The sequence below is a fragment of the Klebsiella sp. R445 genome, from assembly GCF_051131755.1.
GTDB classification, from domain to species: Bacteria; Pseudomonadota; Gammaproteobacteria; order Enterobacterales; family Enterobacteriaceae; genus Klebsiella; species Klebsiella lignicola.
The window spans coordinates 4,638,182-4,653,102 of the sequence record NZ_CP180446.1; the positions used below are offsets into that span (position 1 = coordinate 4,638,182).

At 54.6% G+C, this 14,921-nt stretch carries 11 protein-coding genes and 1 pseudogene; 6 read left to right on the top strand and 6 right to left on the bottom strand.

Going from position 1 to position 14,921, the window contains the following annotated elements; all coding sequences use genetic code 11:
• Positions 1-11: 11 nt before the first annotated feature.
• Positions 12-1,691 carry a LytS/YhcK type 5TM receptor domain-containing protein gene (locus ACMYSN_RS21945; protein WP_462498312.1) on the bottom strand — a complete coding sequence of 560 codons (1,680 nt, stop codon included), beginning with the start codon at positions 1,689-1,691 and terminating at the stop codon, positions 12-14.
• A 412-nt stretch (positions 1,692-2,103) separates the two neighbouring features.
• Here ACMYSN_RS21945 and alaC point away from each other — a divergent pair, with 412 nt between their 5' ends.
• Entirely contained in the window at positions 2,104-3,342 is a 1,239-nt protein-coding gene (gene alaC, locus ACMYSN_RS21950) for a pyridoxal phosphate-dependent aminotransferase (protein WP_462496154.1), read from the top strand.
• Positions 3,343-3,414: 72 nt separating this feature from the next.
• Here alaC and ypdK read toward each other — a convergent pair whose 3' ends face one another.
• Together ypdK and ACMYSN_RS21960 are read right to left on the bottom strand one after the other, a co-directional pair.
• A complete protein-coding gene (gene ypdK / locus ACMYSN_RS21955) occupies positions 3,415-3,486 on the bottom strand; it encodes a membrane protein YpdK (RefSeq protein WP_099130696.1) in 72 nt (23 codons plus the stop codon).
• A gap of 380 nt (positions 3,487-3,866) precedes the next feature.
• Positions 3,867-5,060: a cyanate transporter gene (locus ACMYSN_RS21960; protein WP_462496155.1), complete on the bottom strand. Its 1,194-nt coding sequence runs from the start codon at positions 5,058-5,060 to the stop codon at positions 3,867-3,869.
• A 200-nt stretch (positions 5,061-5,260) separates the two neighbouring features.
• Here ACMYSN_RS21960 and cynR point away from each other — a divergent pair, with 200 nt between their 5' ends.
• Entirely contained in the window at positions 5,261-6,172 is a 912-nt protein-coding gene (gene cynR, locus ACMYSN_RS21965; RefSeq protein WP_462496156.1) for a transcriptional regulator CynR, read from the top strand.
• Here cynR and ACMYSN_RS21970 read toward each other — a convergent pair.
• The 3 genes and pseudogenes from ACMYSN_RS21970 to ACMYSN_RS21980 form a co-directional block, all read right to left on the bottom strand.
• Positions 6,160-6,960 carry a MipA/OmpV family protein gene (locus ACMYSN_RS21970; protein WP_174507744.1) on the bottom strand — a complete coding sequence of 267 codons (801 nt, stop codon included), beginning with the start codon at positions 6,958-6,960 and terminating at the stop codon, positions 6,160-6,162. The genes cynR and ACMYSN_RS21970 overlap by 13 nt on opposite strands.
• Before the next feature lie 295 nt (positions 6,961-7,255).
• On the bottom strand, positions 7,256-9,661 hold the full coding sequence (locus tag ACMYSN_RS21975) for a PQQ-binding-like beta-propeller repeat protein (protein WP_462496157.1): 2,406 nt from the start codon (positions 9,659-9,661) through the stop codon (positions 7,256-7,258).
• Between the two features lie 319 nt (positions 9,662-9,980).
• Positions 9,981-10,125 (bottom strand): annotated as a pseudogene (locus ACMYSN_RS21980) (MFS transporter); the annotation flags it as partial.
• Between the two features lie 707 nt (positions 10,126-10,832).
• Between ACMYSN_RS21980 and tssB the strand changes: the two are divergent.
• From tssB to tssL, 4 genes are read left to right on the top strand one after another with little or no spacing between them, the layout of a single operon-like run.
• Positions 10,833-11,333, top strand: a complete 501-nt coding sequence (tssB, locus tag ACMYSN_RS21985) for a type VI secretion system contractile sheath small subunit (RefSeq protein WP_462496158.1) — start codon at positions 10,833-10,835, stop codon at positions 11,331-11,333.
• A 39-nt stretch (positions 11,334-11,372) separates the two neighbouring features.
• Entirely contained in the window at positions 11,373-12,914 is a 1,542-nt protein-coding gene (gene tssC / locus ACMYSN_RS21990; RefSeq protein ID WP_462496159.1) for a type VI secretion system contractile sheath large subunit, read from the top strand.
• Between the two features lie 18 nt (positions 12,915-12,932).
• Complete coding sequence (gene tssK, locus ACMYSN_RS21995) at positions 12,933-14,270, top strand: type VI secretion system baseplate subunit TssK (RefSeq protein WP_462496160.1); 1,338 nt, start codon at positions 12,933-12,935, stop codon at positions 14,268-14,270.
• Positions 14,267-14,920 carry a type VI secretion system protein TssL, short form gene (gene tssL, locus ACMYSN_RS22000; protein ID WP_462496161.1) on the top strand — a complete coding sequence of 218 codons (654 nt, stop codon included), beginning with the start codon at positions 14,267-14,269 and terminating at the stop codon, positions 14,918-14,920. Before tssK ends, tssL begins: the two co-directional genes overlap by 4 nt.
• Position 14,921: the final 1 nt, after the last annotated feature.

The following is a 14,921-nucleotide window of genomic DNA, read 5'->3' on the forward strand; positions in this document are numbered from 1 at the left end:
TTTTTCTCCGCTCATGGCAACAGGGACACCGGAGTCGGCTCAGAGACGAGCTTGTTGGGCACATAGAACGCAATCTCCGTTCCGGGGGTCATGCGGCGGATATGCAATCCTTCGCCATACAGCAATTTTACGCGATGATGCACGTTCAGCAGGCCAATCTTATTGCCCGGCATTTCATCGGCTTCCACTCGGGCAACCACGTCCGGATCGATGCCATTACCGGTATCGCGCACGCTAATACGCACCCGGTTGCCGCATTCGGTGATGCCAATAGTGACCACGCCCTTACCTTTGCACGGCTGGATCCCGTGGACGATAGCATTCTCCACCAGGGGTTGAATCAGCAGGCTTGGGATCACGCAGCTGACTTCATCATCAATATCGTAGATAACGGTCAGCTTATCGCCGAAGCGCGCCTGCTCGATGGCAATATAATCCTTGATTTGGTACAGCTCTCTTTTGATATCAATCTGCTCGTCGTCTTTTAATTCAATGTTATAGCGCAAATAGCGCGACAAATTAAAAATGAGCTGGCGCGCGGTGTCCGGATTCATGCGGATTGAAGATGAAATCGCATTGAGGGCATTAAACAGAAAATGCGGGTTGATTTTGCTCTGTAGGGCGCGAAGTTCAGCTTTGTTGGCCATTTCCCGCAGCTGCTCAGCGCGCGAAACCTCCAACTGGGTGGAGATGATCTGTGACAGCCCGATGGCCATCTCCTGCAGTGACGAGGTGATGCGATGGGCATGGCAGTAATAGATTTTCAGCGTGCCGGTAACGATGCCTTTCTCCCGCAGGGGGATCACCAGCATGGAGTGGATTTCCGGGGTGCGGTGCGCTTCATCATTGTTCTTAATGATGATTTTCCCGCTTTCGATAGCCTGACGGGTGGTAGGGCTGATGCTATTGTCATGGTCGTGATAGTTGCTTTCGCCAAATCCGACATAGGCCAGCACCCGGTCGGTGGTGGTGATCGCGACGGCGTCAGCATTAATATCGCGGCGAATAATATCGCAGACCTGACGCAGCGATTCGCTGTTCACATGGCGAAAGAGCGGCAGCGTTTTATTGGCGATATCCAGCGCCAGTTTTGCCTGACGCGCCGCGCTGGCCTCTTTTTCCCCCTCGACGCTCTGCACCAGCAGAACGATAAAGCCGATGCAGACGCTGCCAAGGATCATCGGGATCCCGATTTTGGAGACGATATCGATACCCAGTGAGAGCGAAGGCGCCCACAGTATCACGAGGATCATGGTTAGCGTTTCGCAGAGCATGCCGGCGAGGATCCCGACCTTCCAGCGCTGTGCTTTCGGGACCTTACGGCTAATCAGCCCTGACAACAGCCCGGCGACAATACTGGTGATAAAGCAGGGCACGGCGGTAACGCCGTCGATATCGATGAGATAGCGGTGAACCCCGGCAATCACGCCGACGATGGCCCCGACCCAGGGGCCAAACAGGATACCGCCGGACATCACGGCAATAATGCGCACGTTGACCAGGGAGCCTTCTACTGGCACCCCGGACCAGGTGCTGAACAGCGCAAACAGGGAAAAGATGGCGATAACCGCCAGCAGCTCTTTCGGCGTATGCGCCGATTTATGCAGCAGCTCGCGGAACAGACGCAGGCGAATCAGGAAAAAAAGACAAATCAGCATCAGCGCCGCGCGGTCAAATACCGCCAGCAGCATAGTGAATATTTCGTGCATGAGTGCGCCGTATCTATCGCGGGAAAGCGACATGATAAAAAACCTGAGGTCAGAAGGCCAGCCGAAGAGGCCAGCGGAGTGGGGAATGAGGAAAAGTTGCACAAATAAAAGGGGATTAATGCCAAAGCCTGAGGATGGGCGAGGCGAACATTCGGAATGATAAAAACAGGTAAATTAATAGATATTAATATGTTGCAGTCAATTTTCCTCCCGGCTAAATCGAGGAGCGCCCCTGCCACATTTTTGGGAGACGATACCCGTTTTTGTTTGCCAGATATTATTTTTTGTCCACCCTCTCGACAGCATCATTTTTTTCGGGTTATTTTCTAAGCTTGTCGCACAGGCGACAGCGTCGCTCGGACGGTCCGGGCGCTAACGTTAATCTGAGGAATCTATGGCTGAATCCAGTCCTGAACGCCGTTTTACGCGTATCGATCGTCTGCCCCCGTATGTATTTAACATTACCGCTGAACTGAAAATGGCTGCGCGTCGGCGCGGCGAAGATATTATCGATTTCAGTATGGGCAACCCCGATGGGGCGACCCCGCCGCATATCGTCGAAAAACTCTGCACCGTTGCCCAGCGGCCTGATACGCACGGCTACTCAACATCGCGCGGTATTCCTCGCCTGCGTCGCGCCATTTCGCGCTGGTATCAGGATCGCTATAACGTCGAGATCGATCCGGAATCAGAAGCGATTGTCACCATCGGCTCAAAAGAGGGGCTGGCACACCTGATGCTGGCGACGCTGGATCATGGCGACACGGTGCTGGTGCCAAATCCGAGCTACCCGATTCATATCTATGGCGCGGTGATTGCTGGCGCTCAGGTACGCTCAGTGCCGCTGGTGGAGGGCGTTGATTTCTTCAACGAGCTGGAGCGTGCGATCCGCGAAAGCTACCCGAAACCCAAAATGATGATCCTTGGTTTCCCGTCCAACCCGACCGCGCAGTGCGTCGAGCTGGAGTTCTTTGAAAAAGTGGTCGCGCTGGCGAAGCGTTACGATGTCCTGGTGGTCCACGATCTGGCCTATGCCGATATCGTGTATGACGGCTGGAAAGCGCCGTCGATCATGGAAGTCCCCGGCGCGCGCGATGTCGCGGTGGAGTTCTTTACCCTCTCCAAAAGTTACAATATGGCCGGCTGGCGTATCGGCTTTATGGTGGGGAACAAAACCCTGGTTAATGCGCTGGCCCGTATTAAAAGCTATCACGACTACGGCACCTTCACGCCGTTACAGGTCGCGGCGATTGCCGCGCTGGAAGGCGATCAGCAGTGCGTGCGTGATATTGCAGAGCAGTACAAGCGCCGTCGCGATGTGCTGGTGAAAGGGCTGCATGAAGCGGGCTGGATGGTCGAGTGTCCGAAGGCATCCATGTACGTATGGGCGAAAATTCCGGAGCAGTATGCGGCGCTGGGATCGCTGGAGTTTGCTAAAAAGCTGCTGCAGGATGCGAAAGTGTGCGTCTCTCCGGGCATTGGCTTCGGCGATTACGGCGACACCCATGTGCGCTTCGCGCTGATCGAAAACCGCGACCGTATCCGCCAGGCGATTCGTGGGATCAAAGCGATGTTCCGTGCTGACGGGCTGCTGCCTGCCTCGGGCAAGTCGACCGGCGACAGTCAGGAATAACCAGGCGAATCAACGAATACCGGCAATAAAAAAGGGAGCCTTCTGGCTCCCGTTTTTTTGACGCTGACAGTGCTAGATCATCAGGGCAAAAGTACCGGCCCATACGATGACCATAAACGACACGCCCATAATAAAGTATTTCACGACTCATCACTCCGCGTTCTCGGCGAAACGCCTAAATGAATATAATTTTCATTGTTGATACTGATCTGTCGCGGTAAAACCAGACGATTCTGGCGGCTGCGGCAGATCGAAATTCTGTGCGGTTAGGGCTCCAGATGGCGCTAATGTACGCCTAAAAAATCAGGGAAACAAGCGGCATTTTTTTATTAATTTTTAGTTACTTACGAGTGTCGTGATTCGGCGACACATTAATTTCATTCGGTAATAAATTCTATTCTGGCGACGGCTTTTTACCGCCGTGCTCTTGCGGTGATAGCTGCTTGATTTTGGGATTTTTTCTATTGTTGGCATGGCGCTGGGACGACACGGAAAATCGTCCCGCGCCGTCGCCATAAACTGATTTAATCGCCGATCGGTTCCCGCTGTCGCCACTCCTGCGGATAGCGGGCAGGCACAAAACTGAAGGTCACCACCATCAGGGTGGCGACGCAGACGGCGTGAAACGTCCAGTCCAGCACATAATCGCCGCTCAGACTACGGAGCAGGCCTGCCAGCCACGGGGAGGCTCCGGCCACGATAAACCCGATCCCTTGCATAAAGGCCACCAGCCGACCGGCGATGGCAGGCTGTCGGGCATGGTCGAGCGCCAGTACCAGGCACAGCGGAAAAGCGCCACCTAAACCCACCCCGGCGCTGATGGCCCACAGTTGTGGCATCTGCAGCGGTAGCCAGATAAAACCGCAGAATCCCATGAGCTGGAGGAGTAACGTCAGGATTAATAACCGACGGCGATCGTCGTGCCGGGCCAGCATCGGGATCAGCAGCGCGCCGGCGGTCTGGCCGATGGTTAATATTGCCAGCAGGGTACCGCTGAACTGGGCGCTATAGCCCGCCTGCATATAATAGGGCGGCAGCCAGGCGATTAAACTGGTGTAGCCGCCGTTAATCAGGCCGAAGTAGAGCCCGAGGGTCCAGGCGCGGCGATGGCGGAATACCGACACGGCAGCCCCTGATGCAACAGGTGACGGGGCAGGCAGTGTTCGGCCGATCGCCCACCAGCCAAACAGCGCCGCGACGGCGGGCAGCGCCCACCAGGCAAGGGCGTCATGCCAGACGGCACTGTGCTGAGCCAGCCAGGGCGTCAACGCGGCACCTAAACCGCCACCCCCCATCAGTGCAGCGGACCACAGCCCCATGACCTGCGGCGTCCGTTGGCAAAACTGCCGTTTGATCATCGCTGGAATGGTCGCCTGAATAATACCGATCCCAATCCCGCCCAGCAGGGCGCTACTGAGTAGCAGTCCGCTGTGTGGCGCGAGTTCGCGCAGCAGCGCGCCGGTGGCAATCATCAACAGGCTGAGCGCAACCCCACGGCTTTCGCTGAGATGGCGATCGATCCACGGGCTTGCCAGCGCCAGAAGCCCCATCGCCATCACCGGGAGTGCGGTGAGCAGTGAAATAAGGGCAAACCCCATGCCGCTGGCCTGCTGTAGTTGCGGCAGCAGCGGTCCGATGGAGGTCAGCAGCGGGCGCATATTAATACCGACCAGAACCAACACCAGCAGCATCAGGCTGTTGCGGGGCATCGGGTTCATGGTTGTGTATCCGCCCGGTGCGTGAGTGCAGACTGAAGATAGTGGTGATGAACAGACATAGCGGCTCCTGAAGAGAGAAACAGGCGAGTGGCGAAAGGGAAGTGTTGCGGCTGAGTACACAAACAGGGTACGCAGGTTGTTTCATAAGTTAAAAGACTTATTTATGATTAACTCGATTTGTTTTGCTTATGAGAAATCGCATGTTGCTACGTCATCTCACCTGTTTTCTGGCGGTCGCGGAACACCGCGGTTTTACCCGCGCGGCAACGGCGCTGCATGTTTCGCAGCCGGCGCTGTCGCAACAAATTCGCCAGCTTGAAGCGTCGCTGGGGGCGCAGCTTTTTGATCGCAGCGGGCGCCACACCCGTTTGACGGATGCCGGAGAAGCCTGGCTCATTTACGCTCGTCGGGTCATACAGGATCTGGAAGAGGGCAGACGGGCGATCCATGATGTGGAAGACCTGCAGCGGGGCTCGCTACGGGTAGCGATGACGCCGACCTTCACGACCTATTTTATGGGGCCGCTGGTGGCGGCGTTTTATCAGCGTTACCCCAGTATCACGCTGACGATGCGCGAAATGCCGCAGGACCGAATGGAAGCGCTGTTACTGAATGATGAGCTGGACGCTGGAATTGCCTTTAGCGACATTGGCACTGCGGATATTGTCGCGACGCCTTTGCTCAGCGAAACGCTGGCGCTGGTAGTGGGGCGCCATCATCCGCTGGCGGAGCAGCGGCGGGTAAAGCTGGAGGCACTGAATCAGCAAGCGTTGATTTTATTGAGCGAGGAGTTTGCTACCCGCGAACAAATCGATCGCTACTGTCGGCAGCATCATGTTCAGTCGAAGATTCAGATGGAGGCCAACTCCATCAGCGCGGTACTGACCGTGATTCAGCGGACCCAACTGGCGACGCTGTTACCGGCGGCCATTGTGCGGGATCGTGACGATCTGGTGGCGGTGGAACTCACCCCGCTATTGCTGGAGAGGACCGCCTGTCTGTTACAGCACAAGGCGGCCTGGCAGAGCGCCGCCGCGCGGGCATTTAGCGCCCTGACATTACAGATAGCCGGGGAGCTGAAGACCGGGACCGCCCACGCTTACCAGGTATAGCCGACGGCGAGAATGCCATAGAGCTCGCCGTTGTGCTGCACGATAGGGCTGTCGGCGATGTCTTTGTCATACAGTTCGTAGTTTGCTGCGAACATGCCGACCCAGTGGGGGCTGAAACGGTAGCTGGTGATAATCGCCGCCATTGGCGAGACGGTGGTGCCGGTATCCCACTGCTGGCGCTGCGGAGTTGCTTCGCTGGCCGAGATGCCGCCGAAATAGTAGTTCGCCATATTGCTGCTGCGGATCATCAGCCCCATGCCAGGCATCACCAGCAGATTATCTTTGATGATCGGGAAATCTGCCCACAGCAGCAGCTCTTGCCCATCGCTGCGGCCTGTCACGTCAGAGCTGAGACGGGCGCTCAGCAGCGCGTAGGGGGTGATGAGCGTCGCGCCGATCCCCGCCTCAAACTCGCCTTTGCGTTTTTCCATGCCTTTGAAAGCGGCATCATCACTGGGATCGAGGTTGCCAAAGCGCCAGCGGCCATAACCATAAAAAGCCACTTTATCGTCAATATGGAAGTAGTAACGGGCGCGATCGCCGAGATAGATAAACTGATCGCCGAAGTAGAGGCCGCCGGGTATGAAATAGGTATCGTTATCCTGCTTCTGGTAGCGAGCCGTTCCGCTAATGGCGGCGGCACCCAGAACAAATCCTTTTGGTACCGGGCTGTCAGGGTTATTTCCGGAAAAGATATCGATGGAACCCAGGTCAACCTCGGCGCTGGCGGGCGAAGAGCACAACATCAGGGAGCAGAGGGCAGCGGCAGAATAGCGAAATGGTTTCATCCGGGTTCCAAATATAATCAGGGAATATGGCGCGAAAACATGCAGATGCTTTGTACATGAAGCACTGCCAATGTGAATATATACCAGCGCAGCCCACTCCGTGGGCCGGTTTTTTGTTTTTTCTTAATTTGTGACGGGCGTGTTTCCGGGGCGAAGTCAGTCGAATTATTGATGAAGTGGATCGTCACTATGGGCAGGTTAAATATATTGCTGACCCGATGGCGGTTCGCGCACTGGGTAGAATGAAAAAGCCCGACAGCGTTAAACGCTGCCGGGCTTTTTTGGCTGTCAGAACTTAATCTTCAAGCGCGTAGGCGATAATGTCGTCACCCACATCTGGCGAGTGGCTGGCACCGCCTGCCGAAATAACCACGTACTCTTTCCCGGTCTTGGGTGATTTGTAGATAAGTGGTGCGGCGACAGCACCAACTGGCAGGCGTGCTCTCCACAACTCTTTACCGGTCGCCGAGTCAAGTGCACGCAGGTAGTTATCCTGTGTACCGGCAAAGAACACCAGGCCGGATGCTGTTGAAGTAGGGCCACCCAGCGTCGGCATTCCCAGCGGAATGTGCATATGCGTTTTCATGCCCAGCGGGCCGGTATCTTCGACGGAACCCAGCGGCACCTGCCACACCAGTTGACGCGTATTCAGATCGATGGCGCTCATGGTGCCAAACGGCGGGGTATTACAGGGTACGCCCAGCGCGGATTGCAGAATATCGATACGTACACCGCCATATGGGCCAGCGACCTGAGGACGAACAGTACCCATAAAGCCAGGCACTTCATCGGTCGACACATGGTATTTCGCCATATCTTGTTGGCGTACCAGCGACATCCGCAGTGGCATACGCATATCATTGACGAACAGCGTACCGGTACGCTCATCGATAGTGATGCCACCCCAGTTCATGCCGCCCAGCAGGCTTGGCCATTCGATATACGGTTTCTCGGACGGCGGGGTATACATGCCGAGATAGGTCGATTCTTTAAAGTCGATACGACAAATCAACTGATCGAACGGCGTCACGCCCCACATTGATTTCTCGGTCAGCGGGTCAACGCCCAGTTGCGGCATCCCGGTGGAGAACGGTTGAGTAGTGGAAAGGCGTTCGCCCTCTGCGCCCTGATGCGGAACCGGGATCTCTTCCACTTTGGTTACCGGTTTCCCGGTACGGCGGTCAAGAACGTAGATCTGCCCGGTTTTGGTGGTCTGAATCAGCACCGGGATCTCTTCGCCTTTCTCGTTCTTCATGTGGAACAGAACCGGCTGAGACGGTAAATCGTAGTCCCAGATATCATGGTGAACCGTCTGGAAGACCCATTTGGTCTCACCGGTGCTGGCATCAACGGCTACCACAGATGAACCGTATTTCTCTTTGGCTTGGTTACGGTCGCCGCCCCAGTAGTCTGGCGGGCCGTTACCGGTAGGCAGATACACCAGATTCAGCTCTTTATCGAAACCTGGAACCGTCCAGACGTTGGGCGTTTCCAGCGTATACGCGCGGGCTTTTTCCGGGTCAGTGATATTTTCCGGCTGGCCGACATCCCAGGCCCAGACGATATCGCCGGTGCGGACATCATAAGCGCGAACAACACCTGAAGGTTCACCGTGCACGATATCACGCACCCAGCCACCGATAACGGCGATGTGCCCCATGATCATCGGAATGGACGTTGGGTGATAACGTTTGCTGTTTTCCGTATCGCCCATACCCTGTTTCAGATCGACGCTGCCATTGTCACCAAAGCCATCGCACAGCTCGCCGGTTTTGGCGTTCAGGGCAATCAGGCGGGCATCGACGGTAGAGATGATAATACGCTGCGGGCACTGCTGAAGCGCCGGGCTGGCTTTCTCTTCCGCGTTCAGCGAGTCATCTTTCTGTGCATCGTAATAACCCACACCGCGACAGGTTACATGTTCTGCGGTCTGTGCGTGCGGATCAAAGCGCCAGCGGGCTTTACCGGTATCGGCATCAATAGCCGTTACCACGTTCAGCGGGGTACAGGAGTAGAGAGTGTCGCCAATTTGCAGCGGCGTGTTTTCGTCTACACCGATACCCGGCCCGGTTAAGCGGCGACCGGTGTGGTATGTCCACGCCACTTTCAGGTCTTTCACATTTTCTGGCGTGATATCCGTGTATGGTGCATAACGCGTACCGGAGGCATCGCGGCCAAAGAATTCCCAGTTATCACTTTTGGGCACCAGCGTGGGTTCTTTGCTTGCGTGGGTGTCGACAACACCATTATGAATGCCACCGTGTGGGAAGAATGCTGAAACCAGCGTAGCCAGCAGGGCAACAAAAATCACCGTTGCGCTGCGATTGGCGTTGCGCACCAGCGTGCGTTTAACCGGAAGCGTCGTGGTCAGCCACAGGGCGAGCATTAATAAGAGTGCGGGAACTACCAGACGCGGGATCAGTCCCCAGTAGCTGAACTGCACTTCATAGAGCGCCCAGATAAGGGTTAAAACAAAGGTAATAATGGAAAGGGAGAGGGCAAATTTACGACGCAGCAGATAGCCTACCGCGATAACCAGATACGCCAGTCCGGCGATCAGATACCAGGCGCTGCCGCCCAGTGACAGGAGCTTGCCGCCCCAGATGGTTAAAAACAGCCCAGTGCCAACACTGAGTAATACGAAGAGTAAGCGGTAGAGCGTAAAGAACACGCCTCCACCTCTGTTTTTTTGTTCGTCCATTGTGCATCCCATACAAAGTCAATCGTGTAACGCTTTTTTGCTCAGTGGGCTGGCGTATCATCCTGCTAAGGACGTTAGCCGCCTGAGATCCTGTTGTTATGGTGGGTAATCCGAAGGGGAAGTGCCTGCGCCTACAACGTAAGAAAGTTTATTTATTTGTAAGATAAATGTAAAACTTATGAGCATTAAATGTATAACAAATAGAAGCGGGGGGCAGAAAAGTAGCGCAGGGAGGTATAGGGAATCCTCCCTGCGTGGAATGTAAAATCAGGCGTCAGCAAGCTCCAGTGCTCCGCGATGAGACGGATAGCAGAACAAAATAAATCAGACAACCTACGATGGCGGCAAAAACAGCGACCATCAGCAAAGATTTTTTTCCAGTGGCCAATAAGGCAAATAAAAATCAGCGCCATGCAGATCATCGCCAGTGGTATACGACGCCCTTTGAAGAGCTTGTCGGATAACCGGATCGCATTACAACCTGAGCAATAGAACAAACATTCTCAACGCATTAGTCAATCTGATCACTGTCCATTTCCTGAATGGCCGGTGTCCAGGTCGTGCTTATTTACGATATTGAGGCATGTGTAAATGGCCGTCGTGACATTTCCTTTCTTCTGACGAAAACAAATAAGCACCGTTTAAATGAATAATAAGAAATGATGAAAGACTGAAAATGTCGTCAATTTTTCACTTGCGCAGTCACATCCTGTTTCTCATTTTTGATAAAAGTACGAAATCAGATATTTCACGTGATTGGTGGCATTTCGTACAAAGTTACACTTTAAACTAAGTTGATCATTTATCACACGCCCTTATCCCATGGGAATTGAATGGGTTACACAATGAAATTCTTATAAATCAGAAAGATGATCTGTAATTGTTAAAAAATTATAGTGTAACATATTGTTACATATTTTTGTTTCCGGACAGGCGGTGAACATTCCTACACTCCGGTTATTGGGTTCTATCCGAAATCTTTCATTTCAGAAAAATACTCAAAAATACAGTGTCGGCATGTTGGTGGATGGAATGCACCCGCTTTTTAGTTCCGGGATTTTTATTTACGTCGGATGACGTGACCGGAAAGTTGTTCTGGCAGGGTAATTTTTTATTATATATTTCTCACTGGCATTGACCGTTTCTATTAATCCATAGAACAGGGACAGCCATGTCTAACTCTTCCTTTCAGTCCGAAATTCCTAAAGCGCGCATTAATCTCAAACTCGATTTGCATACGGGGGGCGCAAGTAAGAAAACGGAGCTCCCCCTGAAATTACTGGTGACGGGCGACTTCAGCAATGGTCAGGAGTCTGCACCACTGTCTGAGCGCAAAAAAGTTAATCTGGCCAAAAATAATTTTGATTCTGTGCTTTCCGAATATTCCCCACAAATCAATCTGACCGTTAAAAACACGCTTGCTGATGATGGCAGTGAAGACAACATCAGTCTGACCTTCCAGAGCATGAAGGATTTCACTCCGGAACAGGTCTCCCGTCAAATCCCTCAGTTGAAGGCAATGCTTTCCATGCGCAACCTGCTTCGCGATTTAAAAGCGAATCTGCTGGATAACCAGGCTTTCCGAAAGGAACTGGAAAAAATTCTGCTGGACCCGGCGTTAAGTGCAGAACTCAGAGCCGAACTCTCAGCCCTGGCCCCAAAGCAGCCATAACGGTCACGATGATTTAACGGATTAATAAGGAAGATGCTGATGTCTGTAAAAAATGAGAATGCGGCTGGTGGTGAGAGTATGGTGCTGGAACGTCCTTCTGCAGGCGGGGTTTATGCGTCCCTGTTTGAAAAAATCAACCTGAACCCGGTCTCTGAGCTGAGCGCGCTGGATATCTGGCAGGATGCACAGGCGATGTCGGATGCGACTGCAGATGAACGATTAACGGCCGGGATGCAGGTATTCCTGGAATGCCTGACGAAAGCGGGCTCAAAAGTTGAAAAACTCGACAAAAACCTGATTGACCACCATATCGCAGAACTGGACTACCAGATTAGCCGTCAGCTGGATGCGGTCATGCACAGCGAAGAATTCCAGGCGGTAGAGAGCCTGTGGCGCGGCGTGAAATCGCTGGTCGACAAAACCGATTTCCGTCAGAACGTGAAAGTTGAGTTGCTGGATATGTCAAAAGAAGATCTGCGTCAGGACTTCGAAGACAGCCCGGAAATCATCCAGAGTGGTCTGTATAAACATACCTATATTGATGAGTATGACACGCCGGGTGGAGAGCCTATCGCTGCGCTGATTTCCGCCTATGAATTTGATGCGTCTGCGCAGGATGTTGCTCTGCTGCGCAACATCTCCAAAGTCTCCGCTGCTGCACATATGCCGTTTATCGGCTCTGCCGGCCCGAAATTTTTCCTTAAAGATTCGATGGAGGAAGTAGCCGCCATCAAAGATATTGGTAACTACTTTGACCGCGCTGAATATATCAAGTGGAAATCTTTCCGTGAGACGGATGATGCCCGCTATATCGGTCTGGTGATGCCGCGCGTACTGGGTCGTCTGCCATATGGCCCGGACACCGTACCGGTGCGTAGCTTCAACTACGTGGAAGAAGTGAAGGGCCCGGATCACGATAAATACCTGTGGACCAACGCCTCGTTTGCCTTTGCATCCAACATGGTACGTAGTTTCATCAACAATGGCTGGTGTGTACAAATTCGTGGCCCACAGGCCGGTGGTGCCGTTCAGGATCTGCCTATCCATCTTTACGATCTGGGCACCGGTAATCAGGTCAAGATCCCGTCAGAAGTGATGATCCCTGAAACCCGTGAGTTTGAATTCGCCAACCTCGGTTTCATTCCGCTGTCCTACTACAAAAATCGTGATTACAGCTGCTTCTTCAGCGCTAATTCCACCCAGAAGCCGGCCCTGTACGATACAGCGGATGCCACGGCCAACAGCCGTATCAATGCCCGTCTGCCGTACATCTTCCTGCTGTCGCGAATCGCCCACTACCTGAAGCTGATTCAGCGCGAAAATATCGGTACCACCAAAGACCGTCGTCTGCTGGAGCTTGAGCTGAACACCTGGGTTCGCAGTCTGGTGACCGAAATGACCGACCCGGGCGACGAGCTGCAGGCCTCTCATCCGCTGCGCGATGCGAAAGTGGTGGTGGAAGACATCGAAGACAACCCGGGCTTCTTCCGCGTGAAGCTGTACGCGATCCCGCACTTCCAGGTGGAAGGGATGGACGTCAACCTGTCACTGGTTTCCCAGATGCCGAAGGCGAAATCATAAGGCGAGGGGAAATCAGGGATGAAAATTTACCGCCCACTTTGGGAGGATGGGGCCGCTCTGGCCCCGCAACAGTTCCAGCAGCAGGCCCGCTGGAGTGAACACGTTGCCGACATGATCGCCCGGATGGGTATTTCTCATCCCTGGGGCGTGGTGGCGGCAGAATTTGATGATGCTGCACTGGCGCTCTCGCGTCTGAACGCCACCCGTCTGGTGGTGCGCTTTCAGGACGGTACCCTTGTGGATACCGATCTGGCAGACACGCTTCCACCGGTCTGTGATTTGTCTGTTGCCGCCGGCAGTGAGGTTGTTGACGTGGTTGTCGCGCTGCCGCTGCTGAGCGCCAGCGGTGGCAACCTTGATAACGGCCAGGACAGTGAGCGTCCGCGTCGCTGGAAAGCGGAGCGCGTGGTGGTACAGGAGCTGGCCGGCCATGAAAGCGGTGAACTCGCGATTTTGCGTCATGCGCTGACCCTGCGTCTTTCCAGCCAGGAAAATACCGCTTACCTGACCTGCCCGGTGGCTCGCCTGGTGCGTAATGCACAGGGGCAGTGGAGCCGCGATCCGGCCTTTATTCCGCCGATGCTGTCCATTGCTACCAGTCAGTGGCTTGCCACCGAACTGAGTGACCTGCTCATTCGGCTGCAGGCCCGTCGCCGTCGCCTGATGGCTATGCGCCGTGAAAGCAATGAACGTATGGCCGACTTTGCGGTTGCGGATGTCTCCCTGTTCTGGCTGCTCAATGCCCTGAACAGCGCCGAACCGGTGCTGACGGAACTACTTCAGACGCCTGAGCGTCACCCGGAACTGCTGTACCGCGAACTGACCCGTCTGGCTGGCAGCCTGCTGACTTTCTCACTGGAGCATGACGCCGGCGATATTCCTGCCTACCAGCACTATGCTCCGGAACGGGTCTTCCCGCCGCTGCTGGCACTGCTCGATAAGTTGCTGGAAGCGAGTCTGCCGTCGCGGGTGGTGAGTATCCACCTGGAGCATCAGGATCAGATCTGGAAAGGTGCCCTGCACGATGCGCGCCTGCGTGAAGGGACTGACTTCTACCTCTCCGTACGTTCCTCCATGCCGAACCATGAACTTCAGACGAAATTCCCGCAGTTGTGTAAAGCGGGCAGCTTCGACGATGTGTCAGATGTGGTGAATGTGGCCCTGAGCGGGATGGTTATCAAGCCGCTAACCCATGTTCCGGCCGCTATCCCGTTACGCCTTGAGAACCAGTATTTCTCGCTTGATCTGAGTACTGAGGCGGCACGGGCGATGCTTGAGATGGGCAGTTGCACCTTCTACACCCCACGTTCGCTGGGGGATGTGAATCTTGAACTCTTTGCGGTGCTGCGCACATGAATAAATCCGAACTCAGCCAAATCGAAAAGATTTTCTATCCCGGCTGGCTGATGGCAAGCCAGCTACGCGGCGGTCAGGAAGTCCGGGATGGTGAAAGTCTCTATCGGCGGGCCTGTCGTCTGGTTCAGGATACCCGAAGCGCACTGAGAGATGCCGGTTACAGCGACATCAGCCGTGACCATATGGTGTATGCCCTGTGCGCATTGCTTGATGAGAGCGTGATGAACCGCGGAACCACCGATGATGGTTACCTGACCTGGCGCCGTGATCCGTTACAGGCCCACTTCTTTGGCACCCTCAATGCCGGTGAGGAGTTGTGGGAAAGGATTCGAAACCTGCTGAAAGAAACCGCCCCTGACGCCGCCGTCCTGACCTGTATGTACCGGACCCTGCAGCTGGGGTTCGTCGGTCAGTATCGCGCCCAGGATGATGAGTACCGGGAAGATATCGTTCGTGCGCTCGCGGAACGGGTGCCGGCCTTTACGCTGGCACAGGACGCCCCCATTGTTGCCCGGGCATCACGCCTGCGCAGCGGTCGTCGCTGGTACTGGCTGACCTGGGTTGTGGCCGCTGTCGCCCTGGTGGCGCTCTGGTTTTTCCTCTCGTCTTCGCTTACCGAGCTGGTAAGCCAGACTGTCAGGCCGGGGTAAG

What these genes read in the sequence shown, in the direction of transcription:
- ACMYSN_RS21945 (WP_462498312.1), bottom strand. Translation starts at nt 1,691, where the DNA reads ATGCTGCTGGCGGTATTTGACCGCGCGGCGCTGATGCTGATTTGTCTT.
- alaC (WP_462496154.1), top strand. Translation starts at nt 2,104, where the DNA reads ATGGCTGAATCCAGTCCTGAACGCCGTTTTACGCGTATCGATCGTCTG.
- ACMYSN_RS21960 (WP_462496155.1), bottom strand. Translation starts at nt 5,060, where the DNA reads ATGAACCCGATGCCCCGCAACAGCCTGATGCTGCTGGTGTTGGTTCTG.
- cynR (WP_462496156.1), top strand. Translation starts at nt 5,261, where the DNA reads ATGTTGCTACGTCATCTCACCTGTTTTCTGGCGGTCGCGGAACACCGC.
- ACMYSN_RS21970 (WP_174507744.1), bottom strand. Translation starts at nt 6,960, where the DNA reads ATGAAACCATTTCGCTATTCTGCCGCTGCCCTCTGCTCCCTGATGTTG.
- ACMYSN_RS21975 (WP_462496157.1), bottom strand. Translation starts at nt 9,661, where the DNA reads ATGGACGAACAAAAAAACAGAGGTGGAGGCGTGTTCTTTACGCTCTAC.
- tssB (WP_462496158.1), top strand. Translation starts at nt 10,833, where the DNA reads ATGTCTAACTCTTCCTTTCAGTCCGAAATTCCTAAAGCGCGCATTAAT.
- tssC (WP_462496159.1), top strand. Translation starts at nt 11,373, where the DNA reads ATGTCTGTAAAAAATGAGAATGCGGCTGGTGGTGAGAGTATGGTGCTG.
- tssK (WP_462496160.1), top strand. Translation starts at nt 12,933, where the DNA reads ATGAAAATTTACCGCCCACTTTGGGAGGATGGGGCCGCTCTGGCCCCG.
- tssL (WP_462496161.1), top strand. Translation starts at nt 14,267, where the DNA reads ATGAATAAATCCGAACTCAGCCAAATCGAAAAGATTTTCTATCCCGGC.